Raw genomic sequence first — 21,549 nt, forward strand, 5'->3', positions numbered from 1 at the left:
GTGGTGCCGGCCGAACGCGGATCGCCGGCCGCATGGGCCGTGCCGGCCAAATTGTTCGCCTTGACGGTTTCGGTCATCACTACCCTTGATCCGGCTGCGTTTTGCGAGGATGCGTTCAAGATCAAGGTGCCCATGGCGCGACCCTTGCCCGGAGAATGCGGAATGCCGTGTCGGTGATCAGGCCCAGAAGCCCGATTGCGGCGATCGCCATGAAGATCACATCGACCTGGAAGCCGCGCATTGCCTTGAGGCTGATATAGCCGAGGCCGCTCGACGCGGCGACGAGCTCGGCAACGACCAGATAGGTCCAGGCCCAACCCATGGTGACGCGAAGCGTGTCGAGGATCGCCGGAAGCGCTGCGGGGAAAATGACGTGCCACACCGCTTCTGAGCGCTTGGTGCCTAAAGTGTAGGAGGCGTTGACCAGGTCCCTGGAGACGCTGCGGGCGCAGTCGGAGATCATCACCAGCTGCTGGAAGAACGTGCCGAAGAAGATGACCGCTATGCGCTGTTCGATGCCGATGCCGATCCAAAGGATGAACAGCGGCACGAAGGAGGTCACCGGCAGGTAGCGGATGAAGTTGACCAGCGGCTCCAGCGGCGCCTGCACCGCCCGGTAGGTGCCCATCCACAGTCCCAGCGGCACCGCGATCAGTGACGACACGATGAAGCCCAGGATGACCACCTTGGCGCTTGTCAGGGTGTGGTAGAAAAGGCTGCCGTCCAGGGACATGCGATAGGTCGTCTCGAGCACGGTTCCAGGTGTCGGCAGGAACATGTTCGGCACGAGGCGGCCATAGGACAGCAACGCCCAGCCGCCGATCACGACCACCCACATCGCCAGCGCGAGCGTGGTGGCCGTGCTGGCGGGGATGTTGGCGAATGGGGTCGTCAGGCGTGTCCACGCCGTCCGCCTTTGTGCCATAAGATGGCCTCCGTTGATTTCAGGCGTGAAATTCAGGCGTTCGAGAAACAGGATCGGCCCGGACGGGCCGACCCTGGCCATCTCGGCGGCCTACTGTTCCTTGATGAAATCGGTGTCGAGAATGGTTTTCGAATCGATCGTCATCTTGAGCTTGCCGGCCTTGCCCCAGACGTCCTGCGCGAAGTTCACCAGGTCGGCCGCTTCGCTCTTCTGCGGCGTGCCGAAGAATTCCAGGTTGCGGGCGCGATCGTAGTAGCGCACGCCCTTGGCGCCGGCCGCGAAATCCTCGGGCTTCTCGAGATAGCCGCCAATGCCCTTGGCCATGATCTCATAGGCCTTATCCGGGTTGGTCTTGATGTAGTCGACCGCCTTGTAATAGCCCTTGATAAGAGCCCTCACGTCCTCGGGGTGCTTCTCGATCATGTCGCATTTGAGCGCGATCACATCGACGATCAGGCCGGGGGTGGTCGTGGAATCGATCAGCACCTTGCCCTTTCCGCCCTTGCGGACTTCGGTGAGGTGCGGCTCCCAGGTCACCGCGGCCGGAACCTGGCCGGCGATGAAGGCGGTCGCCGCGTCGTCGGCGGTCATGTTGGTGATGGTCACGTCGTCCTCGGTCATGCCTTCCTTTTTCAGGAGCACATTGAACCAGAATTCGGAAATGGAGCCCTCGTTCAAGGCCACCTGCTGGCCCTTCAGATCCTTGAGCGACTTGACGTCGGGCTGCGTGACTACGCCGTCGCCGCCATGGCTGTCGTCGAGCGCCACCACATATTTGAAGCAGAGCTCGTCGGAGCGGTATTTCATCAGCTCGTCGACGGTGGAAGCGGCGCCGTCGAGGTCGCCGCCTGCTACCGCCGCCATGTAAAGCGCTGACTCTTCTATGATCTTCAGGTCGACATCGACGCCGGCTTCCTTGAAGTAGCCGAGGTCACGGGCGAGAAACAGCGGCCCGTAGCCCACCCAGGTGGTCATGCCGAGACGGATGGCGCCGGCATTGGCGGGAGCGGCAAGCCCCAGGCCCAGCAGGCCTGCGCTGACCGCCGTCATCAGGCAATTTCGGAATGTCTTCATTGTCGTGGTTCCCCATGGCTGTTGCCGGCATCGGCCCCATTCAGGCGGCCTATGCCAGGCGGCGTTTTGGCAGCCGCTCTCTTGTTATGCGTCGCCTCCCGGGCGGGCCTAGCGTATTCTAGGCCTGCAAGAGAGCATCCAGGCCGGACCGCAAAAAGAAGTCTTTTTCTGTCCTTTGCTTCGTTGAAACCGAAGCAGCGGGCCTTCCTCGTTGACAGCACGAATTGACGACACTGAGCATCGGGCCGATGGCGCCGGCAGGTATGAGCCCCGGCGCCATGCAGCGCCGGTACCCACGGCTTATGCCGCACCGGTTCTTCATGAATCGCTGCACAGCGCCGGCAGTCTAATCAGCGTATGGCCCCATGCTCGTGGCAAGGAAATGGGCCAAACTAGTCGCCAACCTTTTGACAGAGAGACTTGGATGACAATAAAGGGCCAGCTGAGAGAAAAGACCGTCGCTGTGGCCTACGGCGACGACCTGCGTGCGGCTAGTCTTTGCCGGCGGCTGCTCTACAGCTCTCTACATAACCGATCCCATCACTCTCGAAGGCGTAAGGGCGACCGACGCTCCGCCAAGACGTTGAGGACGCTGGCGCTGGAGCGCATGCGCGAGGCGATCATGGATTTCCATTTCCAGCCCGGTGAAAGGCTGGTCGAGCGGCCCCTTTGCGACCAGCTTGGTGTCGCCGCTCGGTACGCGAGGTTCTGAGGCAACTCGAGACTGAGGGTCTTGTCCAGATGATCCCGGGACACGGGCCGGCGGTGGCCAAGCCCGATCTCGACAAAACCGACGAGATCTATGAGCTCAGGGCGCTTCTGGAGGGGATAGCGGCGCGGGCCTGCGCGCTATCGGCAACCGATATGCAACTGGCAGCACTGGAGCAAGCGCTCGGCGAACTCCTCGAAGCCTGGGCCGCAGGCAAGCCGCCGGCCAAATGCGCGCGACGACGAAATTCTATGAGGCGCTGTTCGAGGCGGCCGACAAACGCGTCGCGTGGGAGATCGTGAGCGGGCTCAACATACGCATCAATCAGCTGCGACCGATGACAATCGCCTCGGCGAACCGGCGCGAGCCGGCGATCGCCGAAATGAAGGAGATCATGGATGCGATAAGGGCGCGCAATCCGGACGAGGCGGAAGCGGCCGCGCGTAGGCATGTCGAATCCGCCTGGAAGATTGCTCGCACAGCGCTGCAGTCTGACGGTGAATTTGGTTCGGCTGCCGAGAAGGCCGTCAACTCTGCAGCCTCCGAACCGCCCCCAGCCTCTTGTCGATCCTGAGCTTTGAGAATCTTGCGCCTGGCCACTGCTCAGCTCCGCACACCGACACCAATTGCCGGTCAATGTTGCCGAGTTGAGTGGATGTGGAAACAGCAGCTGTCGCACCGCCATGGCTATCCACACGGAATCAGGGACCACGCCCCTGAAAATCGGGAGACACATGCAAACTCGGTTCACGCTCCGTTCGACCTTAGCGTACGATTTTGAACAGCTCTTGTTCTGGCCCCCAGTTGCTGGCCGGGCATTTTTGTGAGCCTGTGGGTGAAGGCATCGTGCTGCCGCTGATCGGAGTGCGCCCCACAGGAATATCCGTTTCCTGTCAGCCGGCGAAGCGCGGCTCCGGCACGCCGCGCACGCCGACATCGAGCGCCAGCAGCGAGCCGGCCAGCGGCTGAGCCCGCAGGTCGGCCTCGTTGGAATCCCAGATGGCGGTGGTGACATAGAGCATCGCAAGGTCCGGGCCGCCGAACATGCAGCTCGATGGACGCTGCACCGGCAGTTCGACGATCCGGTCGATCGAGCCGTCCGGCGCATACGTACCAGGCGCCAGCCTCCCATTGCGCGTTCCACAGATAGCCATGTTCGTCGATCGTCGAGCCGTCAGGCGTTCCGGGCTGCTCGGCGGTCGAGGCGAAGAGCCGGCGATCGGCGATGGTCCCAGCGTTGTGATTGTAATCGTAAGCGTAGATCGCGTTCTCGGGTGTATCGGCGAAATAGAAAATGCTGTTGTCGAGGCTCCAGACCAACGAATTGGAGATGCAGATTCCGCCCGCCAGACGCGTCACCTGCAAGTCGGGATCGAGCCGATAAAGCGAGGCGCTGTGGTCCTTGAGGTTGTCGTCCATCGTGCCGGCCCAGAATCGGCCCTTGCGGTCGCATTTGCCGTCGTTGAAGCGGTTGGTGGGGATGTGCGCTTCGGGTCTGGCGATCCAGTCGATGTTTTGGTAGCCGGATCGAAGAAGGCCAGCCCGCTTTCGAAGGCACAGACCAAACCGCCTTTCTCGCGTAATGCGAAAGAACCGATGCGCTCGGGGAAATACCATTCGCGGACCGCGCCACTCACATAATCCCAACGCCGCAGCCGCTTGCTCTCGATATCAACCCAATAGAGCGCCTGCTCGGCAACATCCCACACCGGAACCTCGCCAAGCTTGTCGCGCGAGCGGAAGACTTCCGTGACGCTGGTCATGCCGCATCCTCTATCGCACCGCACGACAGTGCCATCGAAATCTCGGTCCCCTGCCCCGGCGCAAGCACCATCAGGCCACCCAAACCCGGCAGGTTGTGGCCGTTAGCCGAGTGGCTCATCGGTTCGAAGCAGAAGAAGTCCTCGCGGTAGTGCGGATCGAACATCGTGTCGAAGATGAAAAGGAAATAGCGCGACAGCATCGGAGCGGTCTCGACGCACAGCCGCAAATGTCGTTCGGGCCAGACGATGGAGGCCGCGCCGTCCCAGCCTTCAAAACCGTTGTTGACCCAACGGCGCGGCAGCGTTCTCTGGCGCTTGAAATCAAGCGCTTCGGGCACCGAGGTGCAGGCGTCCGGAAGCCAGCCCGCTTTTTCCGTCCAATAAGCCTTCGCCGGCGCTGCAAGCGTGGTTGCCGGCGTCAGCGGAAAATAGGGATGCCAGCCGAGCCCGAACGGCATCGGCCGCTGGCCGAGATTCGTCACGCCAAGGATCGCCCTGAAGCTCACCCCTTCGCATTGGAAGCGTTGCGTGGCGCGATAGCGATAAGGTTCTCGCTGAAATTCCAACGACAGCGATGCCTCGGCGTCGCCGCGATCATCGACGGTCCAGTCGCCAAGCCAGCCATCACCATGCAGATAGTGCTTGTCCCAAGGCGTGTTGGGCTTCAGACGATACTCGGTCCGATCGAACAGAAAACGATTGCCTTCGACCCTGTTGCCGAACGGGACGAGCGGAAAACAACCGGCCTTCAGCGGATCGCGATCCGAACCTTCTGGCGGCGGGCGCAGCAGCGCTTGCCAGGCATCGCCAGGCTTGGCCTCCAGCCGCCAGACCAACCCGCCTTGCGTCGAGAGCACGCAGCGGAGACGGTCGCTGGCGATCTCGATATCGGCCATGGTCAGCCCTTGATGCCGGTCGCGGCGATGCCGCGCACGAAGTGCCGCTGCAAGGCGAGGAAGAAGAGTGCCGTCGGCAGCGTCGCCACGACGGCCGAGGCCATCAGCACGCTTTGCTTCATCGACATGCCGGCGCCGCCGACCAATGTCGCCAGGCCGACGGGAAGCGTGCGCGTCTCGTCGGAATTGGTGGCGATCAGCGGCCAGAAGAAATTGTTCCAGCTGGCGACGAAGGTGAAGATCGCCACCGTGGCAAGGCCCGGTTTTGTGAGCGGCAAGAGGATGCGCCAGAAGAAGCCGAAGCGGCCGCAGCCGTCCATGATGGCTGCGTCTTCGAGTTCCCGCGGGACGGCCTGGAAGAACTGGGTCAGCAGGAAGACGCCGAAGGCGTTGGCCGATGCCGGCACGGTCAGGCTGAAGATGCTGTCGACCAGGCCGTAACTGTTCAGGCCAAGGAACAGCGGCACGAAGAGGAGTTCATAGGGCAGCAGGAAGGTCGCGAAGATCACGCCCATGATGACGCGGCGGCCGGGAAACTGCATGCGCGCCAGCGGATAGGCGGCCAAGGCGTCGACGGCCAAGGTCAGCACGGTGGTGAGAATACCGACAACGGTCGAGTTGCGGAACCAGGTCAGCATGGGGAAGCGCTGGAACAGCGCGCCATAGGCTTCCAGCGTCGGCGCATCCGGGATCCAGGCGGGCGGATAAGCGTAGATCTCGCTTTCCGGTTTTATCGACGTGACCAGCATCCACAGGATCGGCGCGCCCCAGAGCGCCGTCACGACGATCATCAGCACATAGGCGAGCGAGCGCCCGCCAAGCGATTTTCCCGCGCGATTGGAGCGCTGGTCCTGCATCAGATCGCCTTCATCAGCTTCATCTGGACCAGCGAGAAGAGCAGTGTAATTAAAAGCAGCACCACGCCCGCGGCGGCGGCCGGACCCATCTCGAAATTCTGGAACGCGGTGAGATAGATATATTGCACGATTACGAAGGTGCTCGCCTCCGGCCCGCCCTGGGTCATCACATAGGCCTGGCCGAAGACGCGCCAGCCATTGATGATGGTGAGCGCGGTGACCAGCGCCATGGCCGGCCGCAGCAAAGGCAAGGTGATGTAGACGAAGCGCTGCCAGGGGCTGGCGCCGTCGAGCGTGGCGGCATCATGCAATTCCTCGGAAATGTCCTGCAGCGCGGCCAGGAAGATGATCATATTGGTGTTGACGGTCCACCAGATGGTCGTGATGGCCAAAGCCGGCATCGACCAGTGCGGGTCCTTGAGCCAGGCGACGGGCTCGAGGCCGATCGTGGTGAGGTAATAATTGACGAGGCCGGTGCCCTTGTCGAACAGCCAGCCCCACAGGATGCCGACGGTCGAGACCATGACGACATAGGGAAGGAACACCACCGTCCTCACGAAGGCGGTGCCCTTGAGCTTCTGGTCGAGCAGCATGGCCAAAGCCAGGCCGAGCACGACCATCGGAATAGCCGTCAGGAAGACGAAGTAGAAGGTGTTCCTGATCGCGGTCAGGAACAGCGGATCGCCGAAGATCTGCCGGTAATTGTCGAGCCCGATGAATTCGGGCGCGCCGAGGATATCCCAGCGCATGAAGCTGATGCCGATGGCGGCCAGCGTCGGCAAAAGCATGAAGGCGATGAACAGTGCCAGATAGGGCGACAGGAAGAGATAGGCGGCAAGCGGCATGCCGCTGCGCACCGCCCCTCCCTCCTGCGCCGATGCGCGGCGGGCCCTGGAGCGGCCCGCCGGTTGTGATGCCAGCGATATCATCAGCCCTTCTTCAGCTGCGCGTCGAGACCTTCCTTCATCGCCTTCAAGGCATCGGTCACCGGCTTGGAGCCGCTGAGGGCTGCCTGCAGGTTGGTGACCAGCGGCGTCGGCTTGTCGAAGGAGAAGACCGAGAGATATTGCGGGATCAGCGGCTCGTAGACGATGTTGGGCAGGTCGTCGACGAAGGACTTGAAATATTTGTACTGCTCGGTGCCGGTGAAGGCGGCGCTTTCACGCACCGCCTTGCTCTGCGGGATGATGCCGACGGTGGTGGCGGGTGCTGCGAAGTTGTCGAAGAACCACTTCATGAAAGTGCCATCGGCGGCGAGCTTGTCGTCGTTTTTCTGCTTCGACACCGCCATGCAATGCGAGTTCGCCCAGACGGCTGCCTTGTGGCCAAACACCGGCAATTGCGCGGTCATGAAATTCATCTTCTGCGCCATGCGCAGATTCACCTCCCAAGGGCCGATGAACTTCATGGCGACCTGCTTCGAAGCCAAAGCATCCTCGCCCTTGTTGCCGCCGACCTCGGGATTGGTCACGCCATGCACGTTGATCAGGTCGACGAGATATTGCAGCGCCTTCTGCGAGGCCTCGCTGTCGACCGCGGCCAGCCCCTTGTCATCAAGGAAAGTGCCGCCGAACTGGTACATCAGGCTGAACCAGATCCAGCGCGCGGTCGCCCAGGTGTTCGGCAATTCGAAGCCGTAACGCGTGACCTTGCCGGTGCCGTCCTTGACCGTCAGCTTCTTTGCCCATTCGAGGAATTCCTCGCCGGTCTTCGGCGGCTTGGCCGGATCGAGGCCTGCCTCCTGCACCATGTCGACATTGTAGTAGAAGCCGAGCGGATGCACGTCGAGCGGCGCGGCATAGACCTTACCGTCGAAGGTCACGCCGGTGCGGCCGGCATTCGGAACCTGCGACAGGTCGAGACCGGACGAGGCGACGACGTCGTCGATCGGGCGGATGACCTTGCGCGTCGCGAATTCCGGCAATTCGGTGATGTGGAAGAGCACCAGGTCGGGCGCGCGTCCGCCGGCCGAGGAGACCACCCATTTGGAAAACAACGTGTCCCAGTCATAGCCGGTCGGCTCGACGGTGACGCCCTTGCCGCCCTTGTTGAAGGTGTCGATGACACCGTTGAGTGCGGTGGTGTTGTCGGCGCCGGTCCAGCCATGCCAGAGCGTCACCTTCTCGTCCGCGGCGAAGGCGCCGCGCGGCAGCGCGCTTGCCAGCGCGGCACTTGCTCCGAGCGCAAGCGCCTGCCGGCGCGTCAGCAGGGATTTTGCGAAGACATCATTTGCCATTGTTTCCTCCGATCTATGGCTTTGTGTCAGGGGTGGTGAAGCACGCTCAAGCCGCCATCCGCGACGAGGCAGGCGGCGTTGATGAAGGGGCATTCATCGGAGACGAGAAAGACCGCCGCCATGGCGATCTCTTCCGGCGTGGCGATCCGCCCGCCCGGATGCAGCGCCAGCGTCTTGGCCCGCGCAGCCTCCGGATCGTCGAAGCTGTTCCAGTAATCGACGACCTTCTGGGTGGCGACATAACCGGGCGCCAGCGCGTTCACGCGGACATTGTTGGCGGCATATTCGATCGCCAGCGATTTGGTCAGGCCGAGCAGAGCATGCTTGGCGACGGGATATGGAAAGGTGTGCGGGATGATGGTGAATGCGTGGGTGGAGGCGATGTTGAGGATCACGCCGCCGCCCTGCCCGATCATCCCCGGCAGCGCCGCCTTGGCGCAGTGCCAGGCGCCTTTCACATTGACGTCGAGATTGCGCGTCCAGTCATCCTCGGTAGCTTCGAGCGGCGTCGAAAAGACGTTCATGCCGGCATTGTTGATGACGGTATTGACCGGGCCTATGGCTTTCGTTGCCGCCGCCATGGCGGCCTCGATTGCCTTGGCATCGGCGATGTCGGCTACGGCATGCGCGACCTTGCCCAAACGGCCGGCACTTTCGGCGAGCAGGCTCGCGTCGAGGTCGACCAGGAACAGCTCGGCCTCCTCGCGCAGACAGGCCTCGGCGATGGCGTAGCCGATGCCTTGCGCGGCGCCGGTGAGGAAGATGCGTTTTCCAGAGAGGCGTCCCATCAGCGCCGCCCCAATGCCGAGGAACGCAGATTGTCGAGGAGCACGGCCAAGAGCAGGATCACGCCCCTGACGATGTATTGGTAGAAGGCCGGGATGTTGAGCAGGTTCATGGCGTTCTCGGCGATGCCCATAATCAGCACGCCGACGATGACGCCCGACATCGTGGCCCTGCCGCCGGCAAGCGAGACGCCGCCGAGCACGCAGGCCGAGATCACCGACAGTTCCAAGCCCACCGCGGCGTTGGGCTGGCCGGAGGTGATGCGCGAGGCAAGCAGGATGCCGGCGATGCCGCAGACCACGCCCTGGAGCGTGAAGATCCAGATGCGCGTTCGATCGACATTGACGCCGGCTAGGCGCGAAGCCTCCGGATTGCCGCCGATGGCGAGCGTGTTCTTGCCGAAGACGGTGCTGTTGAGCACAAAGCCGAAAATGGCGAAGAGCACCGCCAGCACCCAGATCGGGGTCGGTATGGCGAGCAGCTTCGAGAGGGCCAGCTGGTAGAAATCCGGGCTGTTGATGCCCACGGCGCGGCCGTCCGACGATATCAGCGCGAAACCGCGCACGATCTGCATGGAGGCGAGAGTGGTGATCAGGGCATTGATGCGGAATTTGGCGATGACGACGCCATTGACCCAGCCGACGACGGCGCCGCAGGCGATGGCCGCGATGAGGCCAAGCAGGATCGAGCCTGTTGCGTTCGAGGCCATCACCGCGACCATGCCGGCAAAGGCGACGATGGAGCCGACCGACAGGTCGAAGTCGCGTGCCGCGAGGCAGAACATCATCGTGCAGGCGACGATGCCAACGGTGACCACGGACTGAAGCAGGCCGAGCATGTTGCGGTCGGTGAGGAAGTTCGGCACGAGCAGCGACACCAGCGCGAAGGCGACGATGAAGATGACGACGAGGCCTTGTTCGCCGAGCAGGATCTTCTTCAGCCGATCGGTCATTAGAAGTCCTCAGGATGCGATCGCGTCGGGGGTTTTCTTGTCGGGGAGCGCCGCGGCCAGGATCGCCTTTTCGGCGAACTGGTCGCGCGCGAGCTCGGCGCTGATGCGCCCGCCGCACATCACCAGGATGCGGTCGCAAATGCCCATCACTTCCGGCAGCTCGGAGGAGACGACGACGATCGCCATGCCCTCCTCGGCCAGTTGGTAGAGCAGCTCGTAGATCTCCGATTTGGCGCCGACATCGATGCCGCGCGTCGGCTCGTCGACGATGAGCACGCGGATGTTCTGCTCCGACAACCAGCGGCCGAGGATGACCTTCTGCTGGTTGCCGCCGGAGAGATTGACGATGTCCTGCTTGCGCGAAGGCGTGCGCACCTTGAGCTTCTTGATGAAGGTTTCGGCCGTCGCGATCTCGCTGGCGCGGTTCAGAACGCCGAAGCGCGTGTGATGGCGGCGCGAGGAGATGTTGATGTTCTCCTCGATCGAACGGCCTTGGATGATGCCGTCATGCTTGCGGTCTTCCGAGCAGAGCACGATGCCGGCCCTGATCGCGTCATGCGGGCTGGCGGCCGCAACCGTCTTGCCGTCGACCGCGATCGTGCCGTCCAAACGCGGGTCGGCGCCGAAGACCAGCCGCATCAGTTCGGATCGGCCTGCGCCGATGAGGCCGAAGAAGCCGACAATCTCGCCGGCGCGGGCCTCGAAGGTTGCGGGCGCCGGCAGCCTGGCGCCGCTCAATCTGTCGACTTTGAGGCGGACCTCCCCGGCCTTGCGCGGCCGAAAACCCCATATGTCGGAAATCTCGCGGCCGACCATTTCGGCGACGACCTGATCGCGGGTGACATCCTTCAGCGATTGATGATGCGCGGCAAGCTTGCCGTCGCGCAGCACCGTCAGGCTGTCGCAGAGCCGGAACACCTCGTCGAGGCGGTGCGAGACATAGATGATGACCTTGCCCTCGCCACGCAGCCGGCCGATCAGCGCGAACAGGATCTCGCTTTCGCGCGAGGACAGTGACGAGGTCGGCTCGTCAAGCGCAATCACACGGGCGTCGAGCATCACAGCCTTGGCGATCTCGACCATCTGGCGCTCGCCGATCGAGAGCGTCTTGACCTTGCGGCGCATGTCGATATCGATGCCGGCCGATTGCAGCTTGGCGCCGACATCGTCGAGCATGCGGCGGCGGGCGATCACGCCGGCGCTTGCCGGAAAGCGTCCGAGGCTGAGATTCTCGGCGACGCTCAGCTCAGGCACCAGCTGTAACTCCTGGTGGATGACGATAACGCCATTGTCGAAGGCATTCCTGGTCGAGGCATAGGCCTGGACCTTGCCGTCGATGCTTATCTCGCCGGTATCGGCATGCTGGTCGCCGGACAGGATCTTGATGAGGGTGGATTTGCCGGCGCCGTTCTCACCCATCAATCCGTGCACGGCGCCCTTTTCGACGCCGAACGACACATCGGACAGAGCCCTGACGCCCGGATAGGTTTTGGTAATGTTGGAGAATTCGAGAAAGGACACGGGCTTCGATCCTTCTTGAGCACGCCAAACAGGCGGCGGCATCAAGCCGCCGCCTGTTTGTACAGGGAGGACTATTCGATGCCGAGGTCCTTGCGCACCTTCTGGTAGTCGTCGCGCTTGGCCAGCGCGCCAGCGGTCAGCGTCAGCCTCGCCGGCTCCTTGTTGTTGGCGATCCAATCATACATGTCGAGCGCCGTCTCGTAGCCGTGGCGCTTGGGCGAGATGATCACCGTGCCGACGAACCCGGTGGCGGCCGGCTTCTTGAACTCGTTGATCGCCGATTCCGCGCCGCCGATGCCGACGCCGATCATGCCGTCCGCCGGAATGCCGACGCTTTCGGAAGCGCGCACGGCGCCCAGCACCGCCTCGTCATTGAGGCCGAAGGCAATCCACTTCTTGATGTCGGCATGGGCGTTGAGCACCACGGTCGCGGCATTGAGCGCGGCTTCCGTATCGGTCTTGGCCTGCGGCGCGTCGAAGATGTTTTCCGCCTTGAAGCCGGCGGCCTTCAGCACCGAGATCGCGCCTTCGACGCGGTCGACTGCCGTCGGCAGCTGGTCATACGAAACGCGGATCGCGCCGACCTCGTCCATTTTCCAGCCGCGCGCCTTCATCTCGTCGACGATGGCCTGACCCACCGCCTCGCCGATCTTGGTGGCGGAAATGCCCATATGCGGCACATCTTCCAGCGGCTTGCCGTCGGCGCCGACGAGGCGGTCGTCCACCGTCATCAGCTTGAGATTGTTGGCTGCGGCCTTGGCGACGATGCCGGGGCCGAGCTTCACATCCGGCGTGCAGACGACGAAGCCTTGCGCTCCTTGAGCGCCCAGATTGTCGATCGCCGACATCAGCTTCTCGCCGTCCTCGGCGCCGATCTTGACCAGGGTGAAGCCTTTTTCCTTGGCGGCCTGGTCGGCGAACTTCCATTCATCCTGGAACCAGGGCTCCTCCGGCTGTTTGACGATGAAGCCGATCTTGGTGTCCTGAGCGTAGGCCGACGCGATCGTGGTGACCGACAAGACGGCGAGAGCACCCGCGACGAGCGCGGTTTTCAAAAGTCGCATGATTACCTCCCAGCAAACAGCCGGGCGCTTAGCCCGGATTGCCAGTGTGTAATCAATTTTATCATACCCGTCAATTGATCTGGTATGATAAATGAGATAGATAGTCCGATGAGTAGTCGCTGGCGTAAATCACTCGCATCCGCTAAGGCCGGACCAATTGCGCGCAAACCGAAGGGTCGCTGCCTTGGAGGAGGGGCTGAGGTGAACGAAACACCGAAGAAGGCTGACGAAGACACGGAAACGCGCGAGACGGCGCGCCGTCCGCGCGTCATGCCCGACGTGACCAAGGCGATCGCCTCCGACATATTTTCCGGGCGGTATCCGGCCGGGTCGTCACTGCCGACCGAGAACGATCTCGGCATCGAATATGGCGTCAGCCGCACCGTCATCCGCGAAGCGCTGAAAGTGCTGGCGGCCAAGGGGCTGGTGCTGTCCCGGCCACGCGTCGGCACGGTGGTGTGCGACCAGGACAATTGGAACATCATCGACCCGCAGGTGCTGGCCTGGCATGCGCCGCATGCGCTGGACGACAAGCTGTTCGACGCGATCCTGGAAACCCGCCGCGCCATCGAGCCGCTGGTCGCCGAACTTGCGGCAACGCGCGCGTCGCTGCAGGAGATCGCCGATCTCGAAGTGGCTTGGCAAGGCATGGCCGGCGCAGGCGAGGACCTGACGCAGTTCTCGCGCTCCGACATCGTCTTCCACCAGATCGTCTATGGCGCGAGCCACAACCCGATCTTCCGCCAGATCGGCAAGCTGATCGACACGGCGCTGTTGTTTTCGCTGGAAGCCACCGCAACGATCTCGCCGGTCAGGCGCAGGGAAGCGGCGGCGGCGCATGGCGAAGTGGTCGAGGCCTTGCGCATGCGGGACGCCGTCGCCGCGCGCAACGCGGCGAACAAGATACTCGACCTTGCCGCGCGCGATCTCGTCAGCGCCAAGAAACTGAAAAACAACTGAGACCGGCCGGCCGCATGAAGATCACCGCTCTGACCACCTATATCGTTCCGCCGCGCTGGCTGTTCCTCAAGATCGAGACCGATGCCGGCATCAGCGGCTGGGGCGAGCCGGTGGTCGAAGGCAAGGCGCTGACGGTCGAAGCGGCGGTCAAGGAACTGGCCGACTATCTGATCGGCAAGGATCCGCGTTTGATCGAGGATCATTGGACGGTGATGCATCGCGGCGGCTTTTATCGCGGCGGGCCGATCCTGATGAGCGCCATTGCCGGCATCGACCAGGCGCTGTGGGACATCAAGGGCAAGGCGCTCGGCGTGCCGGTGCATGAATTGCTCGGCGGGAGGCTGCGCGAGACGATCAAGGTCTATTCCTGGATCGGCGGCGACCGGCCGGCGGAAGTGGCGGACGGCGCCAAAGATGTGGTGGCGCGCGGCTTCCAGGCGCTCAAGATGAACGGCACCGAGGAATTGCAGATCGTCGACAGCCACGACAAGATAGACGCGGCTATAGAGCGCGTTGCCATGGTGCGCGAGGCGGTCGGGCCGAATATCGGCATCGCCGTCGATTTCCACGGCCGCGTGCACCGGCCGATGGCGCGCATCCTGGTCAAGGAGCTGGAGCCATACCGGCTGATGTTCATCGAAGAGCCGGTGCTCAGCGAAAACCGCGAGGCGCTGAAGGAGATCGCGGCGCTCGGCTCGACGCCGATCGCGCTCGGCGAACGGCTCTACAGCCGATGGGACTTCAAATCGGTGTTCGAGGAGGCGGTCGTTGACATCATCCAGCCGGACCTGTCGCATGCCGGCGGCATCACCGAATGCCGCAAGATCGCGGCGATGGCGGAAGCCTATGACGTGGCTGTGGCGCCGCACTGCCCACTTGGGCCGATCGCGCTTGCCGCCTGTCTGCAGCTCGACGCCGTAAGCTACAACTGCTTCATCCAGGAGCAGAGCCTTGGCATCCACTACAACGCCGGCAACGACCTGCTCGACTACGCCGCCAACAAGGACGTGTTCCGCTATCAGGACGGCTATGTCGCAATTCCCGACGGACCCGGACTGGGCGTCGAGATCGACGAGGACTATGTCAAGGAGCGCGCCAGGGAGGGACATCGCTGGCGCAATCCGGTCTGGCGCCACCAGGACGGCTCATTCGCCGAGTGGTAGGCCGGCCAAGATTCCGACGGATTGGTTTGCGAGACGACCGGTGCGGCAGGAAGTGCAAGCAACATCTCCCGAGCGGCGCGCGTGGCGCGATCATCTGAGCAACTTGAGCATGCCGATCGATGGGGGCGCCCTCCCCACTGAACCGGCTGGCGCGCGGCAGGATGCTTACCTTGACCTCGTGGGGACGGATCTATCATACGGCGGTATCGGAGGGCTTCGACCGCATTCGTGATGCAGGAGAGCTCCTCGAGCGGGCGCGCACCGAGAGCGCGTTGACAATCTCCTGTCTACCATCTCTGGCAAGCAAGTGGCTGGCCACAGCTTTTCGACTGGCAGTCACACCATGCGGGCGCCGCAGTTCGGCTGATCGGCTCAGAGCCCAAGGCCCGCTTCGGCGAGGAACAGATCGATTTCCGCATTTCCTATGGCGCGAAGAGTCGCGACTACGATCACTATGTCGAACTCTTCACCGACTGGGTGGTGCCTGCCTGATTCCGCCTAAGCCCGGGTTGTGGGGGCAAAATGGGCGAACATGGATGCGCCAATCAAGCCGACTGGTGTAAAACCGCATGAGATAAGGGCGGCACCGACGCCTACCTAAAGCGTAGCGACTTGGATATTGATCGTGCTTCTGATGACATCTAGATCGCGCTGGTAGCGGAGATTTCAGGCCGGTCTAGCTGATCCAAGAAAAGTGCCTGGACATGGCCTCCCTCCCATGGGTCAGATTCCCGCAGTCATTGCACCGGCGAATTTTGCTTTGCGGCTTGGTCGCGGTGCCATAGCTTCCGTTCCGGAAGACCTTGCCGACAAATTTGATCGCCAGACCTGCATGGATATGCCGTGCCTCTGAAAGCAACTACCCATGTCCAGGCCATGTCCGCTTTTGCCTTGGCGAATTTCGACCGGCCCACGCTAGCCCCAGAACGAGAGCGCCTTCCCGCCTAGCCCGAAGGCAATCGAAGCCGGCCAGGTCGCTGTGGCACGCAGGCATCTCTACCCGGACCCGGAGCAATTCAACCGCAGCTTGGCGCCGCTGCCCGAATGGACCCCGGCGCCCAGTAGCTGGGAGGCGCCGAACCAAGCGCACTGAGGGTGGCGGATTCGATTTCGCTTCGTCTGCCTCTGGCGTACGACGACCTCCGGAATTGTCACCCTGCAATGTCCGCTTCCGGACGGAGGCAAAGCTCTGCTTGAATGGCCGACATCGGACGCAAGCTGCCATTCGCTGAAGCTTGATCACTGAATACCAGAAGCGCGCTGATTTCGCCGAAACGCGACAACGGTCGCTCAAGTTCAGCACTCGCGGCGACTGGCTCGATTCGATGTCCTTGAATCCGTAAAAACGCTTCGAGGTTCTTCAAACGAGAGGGGGTTCGAGTCCAAATTGCGGGCAACTCTCAAAAAATGCAACGAGAACAATGGCTTATGGAGTTGTTATGGTGGGCCTGGAGGGTGTAAGACTCCCGAAGAAAATCAGTGGCTTAGCGGCTGGTTAGCCAACCCATATCCTTCGTATGATCTCGTATGGCCTGGCGAAACCTACCGATCATGAAGAGAGCTAGCTTTTAGCAATCCGAATGGCTGCGCGATCGCGCTCGGTCACCCGCTCGGCATGTCGGGGGCATGCATCACCGGCACGGCGGCGCTCGAGCTGCGCGAGCGCGGTGGCAAGCTGGCCTAGGTCACCATGTGCACCGGCGTCGGTCAGGCATCGCGATCGCGCTCGAACGCGTCTGAGCTCGGCGACCCTCAATAGGGAAGGCCGACGTAGTTTTCGGCCAATGCCGTCGAAGCGGCCTTGGAGTGCACGAGATAATCGAGCTCGGCTTCTTGGATGCGCTGGCCGAACTCCCCGGTCTTGGGGAAGCGGTGCAGCATCGTCGTCATCCACCAGGAGAAGCGCACCGCTTTCCAAACCCGCGCCAGCGCCTTGGCTGAATAGGCGTCGAGCCCTACTTCCGAACTCTCGCGGTAGAATTCACGAAGCCCCGCAAAGAGATAGCGCACATCGCTGGCAGCGAGGTTCAGGCCCTTCGCGCCCGTCGGCGGCACGATATGGGCGGCGTCGCCGACCAGGAACAGCCGGCCGAAACGCATCGGCTCGGCAACGAAGGAGCGCAGCGGCGCGATCGACTTCTCGAACGATGCACCGGTGGTGACGGCGGCAGCCGTCTGCGGCGGCAGGCGGCGGCGCAACTCGTCCCAGAAACGGCCGTCTGACCAGGCCTCAACGCGCTCCTCGGCGGGAACCTGCACATAGTAACGGCTGCGCTGCGGCGAGCGCATCGAGCAGAGCGCAAAGCCCCGCTCGTGGTTGGCATAGACCAGCTCGTGGTCGGCCGGAGGCACCTCGGCCAGCACGCCCAGCCAGCCGAACGGATACTGCCGCTCGAACGTCTTCAGCGCGCCCTCTGGCACCGAGCGGCGGCTGACGCCGTGATAGCCGTCGCAACCGGCGATGAAGTCGCAGTCGATGCGATGGGTGGCGCCATCCTTGTCGTAGGTGACGAAGGGTGACGCGCCGCCGAAATCATGCAGCGCGACGTCCGACGCTTCGAAGACGGTCAGGAGACCCGCCGCTTCGCGCTTCTGCATCAGGTCGAGCGTCACCTCGGTCTGGCCATAGACGGTGACGTGCTTGCCGCCAGTTAGCGCCGTCATGTCGATGCGATGCGCGCGGCCGCCGAAGGCGAGCGAGATGCCGGCATGCGGCAGGCCCTGGGCATGCAGCCTGTCCGCCGCGCCCGCTTCGCCGAGCAGGTCGACCGTGCCCTGTTCGAGCACACCGGCGCGCACCCGGCCAAGCACATGCTCGCGGCTCGACCGCTCGAGGATGATTGTCTCGACGCCGATCGTGGCAAGCAATTGGCCGAGCAACAGGCCGGACGGTCCGGACCCAATGATGGCGACCTGCGTGCGCATCAATGACCGAGGCTCTCGACCTGAGCGGCCAACTCGGCCGCAAGCCTAAGCGCGGCCGCCGTCGCCACGACCATTTGCGGCAGGATGAGCCATTCCAGCGTCCAGGCCGAACCCGAGCGCTCCTGCTCATGCACCAGCGCCCGGTGCATGCCGGAAAGCTGGATTGCGTTGAAGCGCGCGAGCGCGACCAGCGCTTCCGCCTTCACTGGATTTTGCTTGTGCGGCATCGCCGACGAGCCGCCGCCGCCGGTGAGCTTGATGTCGGTGCCCGTGAGCGCCATTAGCGCGACGTCCTGACCGAACTTGCCGAGGCTGCCGGTCACTAGCGACAGCCAGCCGGCGAACTCGGCGAGCACGTCGCGCTGGCTATGCCATTGCGGCGCGTCGGCAAGGCCGAGCTTCGCGGCAAGCGCGGCCCGCACTGCGGCGGCCTTGTCGCCGAGCTTTTCCAACGTGCCGGCGGCACCGCCGAACTGCACCGCCAACAGCCGGCCGGAGAACTCTTTCAAGCGTTCCTGGTGACGCTGGAGCGGCGCTCGCCAGGAAGCGATCCGATCCGTCGCGACGATCGGTATCGCCGGCTGCATGCGAGTCACCGCCATCATCGCCCTGCCCCCGAAATCCTCTGCGAGTCCGGCGAGCCGCACGACATTCTCGCTGAGCAGCAGGCCGACATGCTCGACCGTCTCACGCAGGCGCAGCACCAGCGATGTATCGATCACATCCTGGCTGGTGGCGCCGAAATGAACGTATGCATCGTGTGGCACGCCAACGGCCGCTTTGATCTGACGCACCAGCTCCAGCACCACGACGCCATCTCTGCTAACTCCGGCGCGCAGCTTCGCCGTATCCGGCCGGAACGCCGCCAGCGCTTTCACGATCGCCGCCGCCGCATCGCGGGGGATCGCGCCGCACTCGGCTTCCGCCTCGGCGAGTGCCCGCTCGAAAGCGAGCATCGCGGCAATGTCGGCTTCGACGGAAAAATGCCTGGCCGCCTCCTCGTCGCCGAGCAGGCCGGAAAGCAGCGGATGGTCGAAGGGCGAAACGGTCATGGCGGCCACGGTCAGCTGTCGAAGAAGACCGTCTCCTTCTCGCCCTGCAAATGGATGTCGAAGACGTAAGCATCGGCCTGGCGCTCGGCGATCAGCGTCGGCACGCGCAGGCGATGTTCGATGCGGGCAAGGATCGGGTCCTCGGCATTGGCCTTCTCCTCGTCGGAGAAGTAGAGCCTGGTGTTGAGCCCGATATTGATGCCGCGTGCCACGACCCACAGCGTGATGTGCGGCGCCATCAGCCGCCCGTCGCGAAACGGCACCCGGCCCGGCTTGATCGTGCGGAACAGGCAGATGCCGGTTTCCATGTCGGTCGGCTGCCGGCCCCATCCAGGGAAATTCGGGTGGGCGGCGCCGCGCATCTCGGCCGGCGAATTGTAGAGCCCATCGGCATCCGCCTGCCAGATCTCGACCAGCGCGTCCTTCAGCGGCGTGCCGGTGCCGTCGAGCACGCGGATGCGCAACTCGATGCGCTCGCCTTTGGTCTGGTCGTTGATCATCGACGAGCCGAGATCGCTCGCATAGACGCCGCCGATGCCGCAGAAATTGGGCGTCAGCCCGATATGAACATAGGGTCCGGCGGTCTGCGAAGGGCTCTCCTTCAGCCGGTCGAGCGACTGTGCCATCAATTGCCCTCCGGTCTGTTCTCGAACAGCGTCGAGCGTCGCCCGCGCAGCACGATGTCGAACTTGTAGGCGAGCGCATCCATCGGGATCGTCGACTGCATGTCGAGCGCGGCGATCAGCGCCTCGACCGCTTCCTTGTTGGAAATGCCGCCGACGATCGGGCAACGCCAGATCAGCGGATCGCCCTCGAAATACATCTGCGTGATCAGCCGCTGGGCGAAGCCGTGCCCGAACACGGAAAAATGGATATGCGCCGGCCGCCAGTCGTTCGGACCGTTCGGCCATGGATACGGACCTGGCCTGACCGTGCGAAAGGCATAGCCGCCGTCCTCGCCGGTGATGGCGCGGCCGCAGCCACCGAAATTCGGGTCGAGCGGCGCCAGATAGCCGTCCTTCTTGTGGCGGTAGCGGCCGCCGGCATTGGCCTGCCAGAATTCGAGCAGCACGCCGGGCACGCCTTTGCCGCGCTCATCGAGCACCCGCCCATGAACGATGATGCGCTCGCCGATGGCGCTCTCGCCGGGTCTGGCGAAATTGTGGATCAGGTCGTTGTCGAGCTCGCCGAGCATCGCATGCCCGAACACCGGGCCGGTCAATTCCGACAGCGTGTTGTCGAACGACAGCAGCGCTTTCTGCGGCGAACGCAGCACCGAGCTTTTGTAGTTCGGCGTCAACGCCGGCGGATGCCATTGGCGATCGCGCTGGAAGAAGGCGCCGGTTTCCGGCGACTGGTTGGAGCCCCGCTCAGCCATGGGCGCTTCCATCCATCTGCGCGAACACCTGCTTGGCGATCTTGAAGGCGCGGTTGGCGGCCGGCACGCCGGCATAGATCGCGACGTGCAGGAAGGCCTCGCAGATATCGTCGCGCGAGGCGCCCGTATTGGCGGTGGCGCGCACATGCATGGCCACCTCCTCGTCATGGCCGAGCGCTGCAAGCAGCGCCAGCGTCACGATCGAGCGCTCGCGCTTCGACCAGCCGGGCCGCGCCCATACCGTTCCCCAGGCGGCTTCGGTGATCAACTGCTGGAACGGCCGGTCGAAATCGGTCGCGGCATCCTCGGCGCGGTCGACGTGGGGATCGCCAAGCACGGAGCGGCGGACCTCGAGACCCGTCCGGTAGCGGTTCTTCGTGATATCATCCATGGGCAGACGTTTCCTCAGGCAACGAGGCGACGAAATCGCGGATCAAGCTGACGAGCGCGTCGGGCTGCTCGATGCACGGGATGTGCGCGGCATTGCGGATCACTTCAAAGCGCGCGCCGGGGACCATTCCGGCCAGCGAGCGGACAAGATCCGGCGGCGTCGAACCGTCCTGGTCGCCGACGATGCAAAGCGTCGGCACCGCGATGCGCCGCGCGCTTTCGGTGAAATCGGCATCGCGCACCGCCATGCAGGTGCCGATGTAGCCAGACAAAGCCTGCCTGGTCAGCATGTTGCAGCAGCCGGCCAGGTCCGCCGCACGCTTGGCATGGAATTGCGGCGTGAACCACACTTTCATGATGCCTTCGGCGATCGCCTCGATGCCGTCACGCTCGACAGTCGCGATGCGCGTGTTCCAGCTTTCGGCGGTGCCGATCTTGTGCGCCGTGTCGCTGAGGATCAGAGCCTCTACACATTTGGGGTGGCGGGTATAGAGCCGCTGCGCAATCATGCCGCCGACGGACAGGCCGAAGAGCACGACCTTGTCGAAACCGAAATGGTCGATGAGGGCGGCGAGATCGTCGACATGGTCGTCGATCGAGCGTACGCCGCCGCCGATATCCGACAGCCCATGACCGCGCTTGTCGTAGACGAGCATCGGCATTTCGCTCCTCAGTTTCGCGACGACGTCGTCCCAGATCCGAAAATCGGTGCCCAGCGAATTGATGAAGATGATCGGGCGCGACGTACCGGTCGCCTCGATATGGCGGTAATGCAGCGTGACGCCGCCTATGCTGACGAATGGCACGATTTCGATCCTCCGAAGCCACATTGCACGAGCGGTTTGGTTCGGTAAAATGATATTTTGCGGCGTTTCATTAACTCTGAGGTTATCGAACC

Annotated in this window: 20 protein-coding genes and 3 pseudogenes; 5 read left to right on the plus strand and 18 right to left on the minus strand. The window is 63.2% G+C overall.

All coding sequences use genetic code 11. The features are described 5' to 3' along the window. Nucleotides 1-121: 121 nt before the first annotated feature. Nucleotides 122-925, minus strand: a complete 804-nt coding sequence (locus tag O7A05_RS01170; RefSeq protein ID WP_337091118.1) for an ABC transporter permease — start codon at nt 923-925, stop codon at nt 122-124. Nucleotides 926-1,015: 90 nt separating this feature from the next. After that, complete coding sequence (locus O7A05_RS01175) at nt 1,016-1,999, minus strand: ABC transporter substrate-binding protein (protein WP_337091119.1); 984 nt, start codon at nt 1,997-1,999, stop codon at nt 1,016-1,018. A 424-nt stretch (nt 2,000-2,423) separates the two neighbouring features. On the opposite strand from O7A05_RS01175, the gene O7A05_RS01180 reads away from it, so the two are divergent. Next, nucleotides 2,424-2,711: a hypothetical protein gene (locus O7A05_RS01180; RefSeq protein WP_337091120.1), complete on the plus strand. Its 288-nt coding sequence runs from the start codon at nt 2,424-2,426 to the stop codon at nt 2,709-2,711. A 29-nt stretch (nt 2,712-2,740) separates the two neighbouring features. Beyond that, nucleotides 2,741-3,282, plus strand: a pseudogene (locus O7A05_RS01185) (GntR family transcriptional regulator). A gap of 319 nt (nt 3,283-3,601) precedes the next feature. Here O7A05_RS01185 and O7A05_RS01190 read toward each other — a convergent pair. The 10 genes and pseudogenes from O7A05_RS01190 to O7A05_RS01235 all read right to left on the minus strand — a co-directional run bounded on the left by O7A05_RS01190 (nt 3,602) and on the right by O7A05_RS01235 (nt 12,783). Beyond that, the gene (locus O7A05_RS01190) at nt 3,602-3,862 is read right to left on the minus strand and encodes an SMP-30/gluconolactonase/LRE family protein (RefSeq protein ID WP_337091121.1); all 261 of its coding nucleotides are present in this window, start codon (nt 3,860-3,862) and stop codon (nt 3,602-3,604) included. Nucleotides 3,863-3,884: 22 nt separating this feature from the next. Beyond that, a pseudogene (locus O7A05_RS01195) lies at nt 3,885-4,471 on the minus strand (SMP-30/gluconolactonase/LRE family protein); the annotation flags it as partial. Beyond that, nucleotides 4,468-5,367 (minus strand): aldose 1-epimerase, encoded by a 900-nt coding sequence (locus O7A05_RS01200; protein WP_337091123.1) that lies wholly within the window; start codon nt 5,365-5,367, stop codon nt 4,468-4,470. The pseudogene O7A05_RS01195 and the gene O7A05_RS01200, both read right to left, overlap by 4 nt. A 2-nt stretch (nt 5,368-5,369) precedes the next feature. Then, nucleotides 5,370-6,224, minus strand: coding sequence for a carbohydrate ABC transporter permease (locus O7A05_RS01205; RefSeq protein WP_337091124.1), 855 nt, complete (start codon nt 6,222-6,224; stop codon nt 5,370-5,372). Next, a complete protein-coding gene (locus O7A05_RS01210) occupies nt 6,224-7,153 on the minus strand; it encodes a carbohydrate ABC transporter permease (protein ID WP_337091125.1) in 930 nt (309 codons plus the stop codon). Before O7A05_RS01210 ends, O7A05_RS01205 begins: the two co-directional genes overlap by 1 nt. Beyond that, nucleotides 7,153-8,460 carry an ABC transporter substrate-binding protein gene (locus O7A05_RS01215; protein ID WP_337091126.1) on the minus strand — a complete coding sequence of 436 codons (1,308 nt, stop codon included), beginning with the start codon at nt 8,458-8,460 and terminating at the stop codon, nt 7,153-7,155. The genes O7A05_RS01210 and O7A05_RS01215 overlap by 1 nt, the downstream gene beginning before the upstream one ends. A gap of 26 nt (nt 8,461-8,486) precedes the next feature. After that, on the minus strand, nt 8,487-9,251 hold the full coding sequence (locus O7A05_RS01220; RefSeq protein WP_337091424.1) for an SDR family oxidoreductase: 765 nt from the start codon (nt 9,249-9,251) through the stop codon (nt 8,487-8,489). Continuing rightward, the gene (gene araH / locus O7A05_RS01225; RefSeq protein WP_337091127.1) at nt 9,248-10,198 is read right to left on the minus strand and encodes an L-arabinose ABC transporter permease AraH; all 951 of its coding nucleotides are present in this window, start codon (nt 10,196-10,198) and stop codon (nt 9,248-9,250) included. Before araH ends, O7A05_RS01220 begins: the two co-directional genes overlap by 4 nt. A 9-nt stretch (nt 10,199-10,207) precedes the next feature. Continuing rightward, complete coding sequence (araG, locus tag O7A05_RS01230) at nt 10,208-11,719, minus strand: L-arabinose ABC transporter ATP-binding protein AraG (RefSeq protein WP_337091128.1); 1,512 nt, start codon at nt 11,717-11,719, stop codon at nt 10,208-10,210. Between the two features lie 71 nt (nt 11,720-11,790). Beyond that, entirely contained in the window at nt 11,791-12,783 is a 993-nt protein-coding gene (locus O7A05_RS01235) for an arabinose ABC transporter substrate-binding protein (RefSeq protein WP_337091129.1), read from the minus strand. 270 nt (nt 12,784-13,053) lie between these two features. Here O7A05_RS01235 and O7A05_RS01240 point away from each other — a divergent pair, with 270 nt between their 5' ends. The 3 genes and pseudogenes from O7A05_RS01240 to O7A05_RS01250 all read left to right on the plus strand — a co-directional run. Then, nucleotides 13,054-13,743: a FadR/GntR family transcriptional regulator gene (locus O7A05_RS01240; protein WP_337091426.1), complete on the plus strand. Its 690-nt coding sequence runs from the start codon at nt 13,054-13,056 to the stop codon at nt 13,741-13,743. Nucleotides 13,744-13,757: 14 nt separating this feature from the next. Next, nucleotides 13,758-14,906: a galactonate dehydratase gene (dgoD, locus tag O7A05_RS01245; protein WP_337091130.1), complete on the plus strand. Its 1,149-nt coding sequence runs from the start codon at nt 13,758-13,760 to the stop codon at nt 14,904-14,906. A gap of 1,573 nt (nt 14,907-16,479) precedes the next feature. After that, nucleotides 16,480-16,590, plus strand: a pseudogene (locus tag O7A05_RS01250) (hypothetical protein); the annotation flags it as partial. Between the two features lie 68 nt (nt 16,591-16,658). On the opposite strand, the gene pobA reads toward O7A05_RS01250, so the two are convergent. Genes pobA through pcaD form a run of 6 tightly spaced genes read right to left on the minus strand, consistent with a single transcriptional unit; the run spans nt 16,659 to nt 21,457 of the window. Next, nucleotides 16,659-17,831, minus strand: coding sequence for a 4-hydroxybenzoate 3-monooxygenase (gene pobA / locus O7A05_RS01255; RefSeq protein WP_337091132.1), 1,173 nt, complete (start codon nt 17,829-17,831; stop codon nt 16,659-16,661). Further along, nucleotides 17,831-18,883: a 3-carboxy-cis,cis-muconate cycloisomerase gene (locus O7A05_RS01260; RefSeq protein ID WP_337091134.1), complete on the minus strand. Its 1,053-nt coding sequence runs from the start codon at nt 18,881-18,883 to the stop codon at nt 17,831-17,833. The genes pobA and O7A05_RS01260 overlap by 1 nt, the downstream gene beginning before the upstream one ends. Before the next feature lie 11 nt (nt 18,884-18,894). Continuing rightward, nucleotides 18,895-19,509, minus strand: coding sequence for a protocatechuate 3,4-dioxygenase subunit alpha (pcaG, locus tag O7A05_RS01265; RefSeq protein ID WP_337091135.1), 615 nt, complete (start codon nt 19,507-19,509; stop codon nt 18,895-18,897). After that, on the minus strand, nt 19,509-20,261 hold the full coding sequence (gene pcaH, locus O7A05_RS01270; protein ID WP_337091136.1) for a protocatechuate 3,4-dioxygenase subunit beta: 753 nt from the start codon (nt 20,259-20,261) through the stop codon (nt 19,509-19,511). Before pcaH ends, pcaG begins: the two co-directional genes overlap by 1 nt. After that, entirely contained in the window at nt 20,254-20,652 is a 399-nt protein-coding gene (gene pcaC / locus O7A05_RS01275) for a 4-carboxymuconolactone decarboxylase (RefSeq protein WP_337091137.1), read from the minus strand. Before pcaC ends, pcaH begins: the two co-directional genes overlap by 8 nt. Beyond that, complete coding sequence (pcaD, locus tag O7A05_RS01280; protein ID WP_415926938.1) at nt 20,645-21,457, minus strand: 3-oxoadipate enol-lactonase; 813 nt, start codon at nt 21,455-21,457, stop codon at nt 20,645-20,647. The genes pcaC and pcaD overlap by 8 nt, the downstream gene beginning before the upstream one ends. Nucleotides 21,458-21,549 lie beyond the last annotated feature (92 nt).

Source organism: Mesorhizobium argentiipisi (SeqCode) (assembly GCF_037179585.1).
Lineage (GTDB): Bacteria > Pseudomonadota > Alphaproteobacteria > Rhizobiales > Rhizobiaceae > Mesorhizobium > Mesorhizobium argentiipisi.

What these genes read in the sequence shown, in the direction of transcription:
- O7A05_RS01170 (WP_337091118.1), bottom strand. Translation starts at nt 925, where the DNA reads ATGGCACAAAGGCGGACGGCGTGGACACGCCTGACGACCCCATTCGCC.
- O7A05_RS01175 (WP_337091119.1), bottom strand. Translation starts at nt 1,999, where the DNA reads ATGAAGACATTCCGAAATTGCCTGATGACGGCGGTCAGCGCAGGCCTG.
- O7A05_RS01180 (WP_337091120.1), top strand. Translation starts at nt 2,424, where the DNA reads ATGACAATAAAGGGCCAGCTGAGAGAAAAGACCGTCGCTGTGGCCTAC.
- O7A05_RS01190 (WP_337091121.1), bottom strand. Translation starts at nt 3,862, where the DNA reads ATGGCTATCTGTGGAACGCGCAATGGGAGGCTGGCGCCTGGTACGTAT.
- O7A05_RS01200 (WP_337091123.1), bottom strand. Translation starts at nt 5,367, where the DNA reads ATGGCCGATATCGAGATCGCCAGCGACCGTCTCCGCTGCGTGCTCTCG.
- O7A05_RS01205 (WP_337091124.1), bottom strand. Translation starts at nt 6,224, where the DNA reads ATGCAGGACCAGCGCTCCAATCGCGCGGGAAAATCGCTTGGCGGGCGC.
- O7A05_RS01210 (WP_337091125.1), bottom strand. Translation starts at nt 7,153, where the DNA reads ATGATATCGCTGGCATCACAACCGGCGGGCCGCTCCAGGGCCCGCCGC.
- O7A05_RS01215 (WP_337091126.1), bottom strand. Translation starts at nt 8,460, where the DNA reads ATGGCAAATGATGTCTTCGCAAAATCCCTGCTGACGCGCCGGCAGGCG.
- araH (WP_337091127.1), bottom strand. Translation starts at nt 10,198, where the DNA reads ATGACCGATCGGCTGAAGAAGATCCTGCTCGGCGAACAAGGCCTCGTC.
- O7A05_RS01235 (WP_337091129.1), bottom strand. Translation starts at nt 12,783, where the DNA reads ATGCGACTTTTGAAAACCGCGCTCGTCGCGGGTGCTCTCGCCGTCTTG.
- O7A05_RS01240 (WP_337091426.1), top strand. Translation starts at nt 13,054, where the DNA reads ATGCCCGACGTGACCAAGGCGATCGCCTCCGACATATTTTCCGGGCGG.
- dgoD (WP_337091130.1), top strand. Translation starts at nt 13,758, where the DNA reads ATGAAGATCACCGCTCTGACCACCTATATCGTTCCGCCGCGCTGGCTG.
- pobA (WP_337091132.1), bottom strand. Translation starts at nt 17,831, where the DNA reads ATGCGCACGCAGGTCGCCATCATTGGGTCCGGACCGTCCGGCCTGTTG.
- O7A05_RS01260 (WP_337091134.1), bottom strand. Translation starts at nt 18,883, where the DNA reads ATGACCGTTTCGCCCTTCGACCATCCGCTGCTTTCCGGCCTGCTCGGC.
- pcaG (WP_337091135.1), bottom strand. Translation starts at nt 19,509, where the DNA reads ATGGCACAGTCGCTCGACCGGCTGAAGGAGAGCCCTTCGCAGACCGCC.
- pcaH (WP_337091136.1), bottom strand. Translation starts at nt 20,261, where the DNA reads ATGGCTGAGCGGGGCTCCAACCAGTCGCCGGAAACCGGCGCCTTCTTC.
- pcaC (WP_337091137.1), bottom strand. Translation starts at nt 20,652, where the DNA reads ATGGATGATATCACGAAGAACCGCTACCGGACGGGTCTCGAGGTCCGC.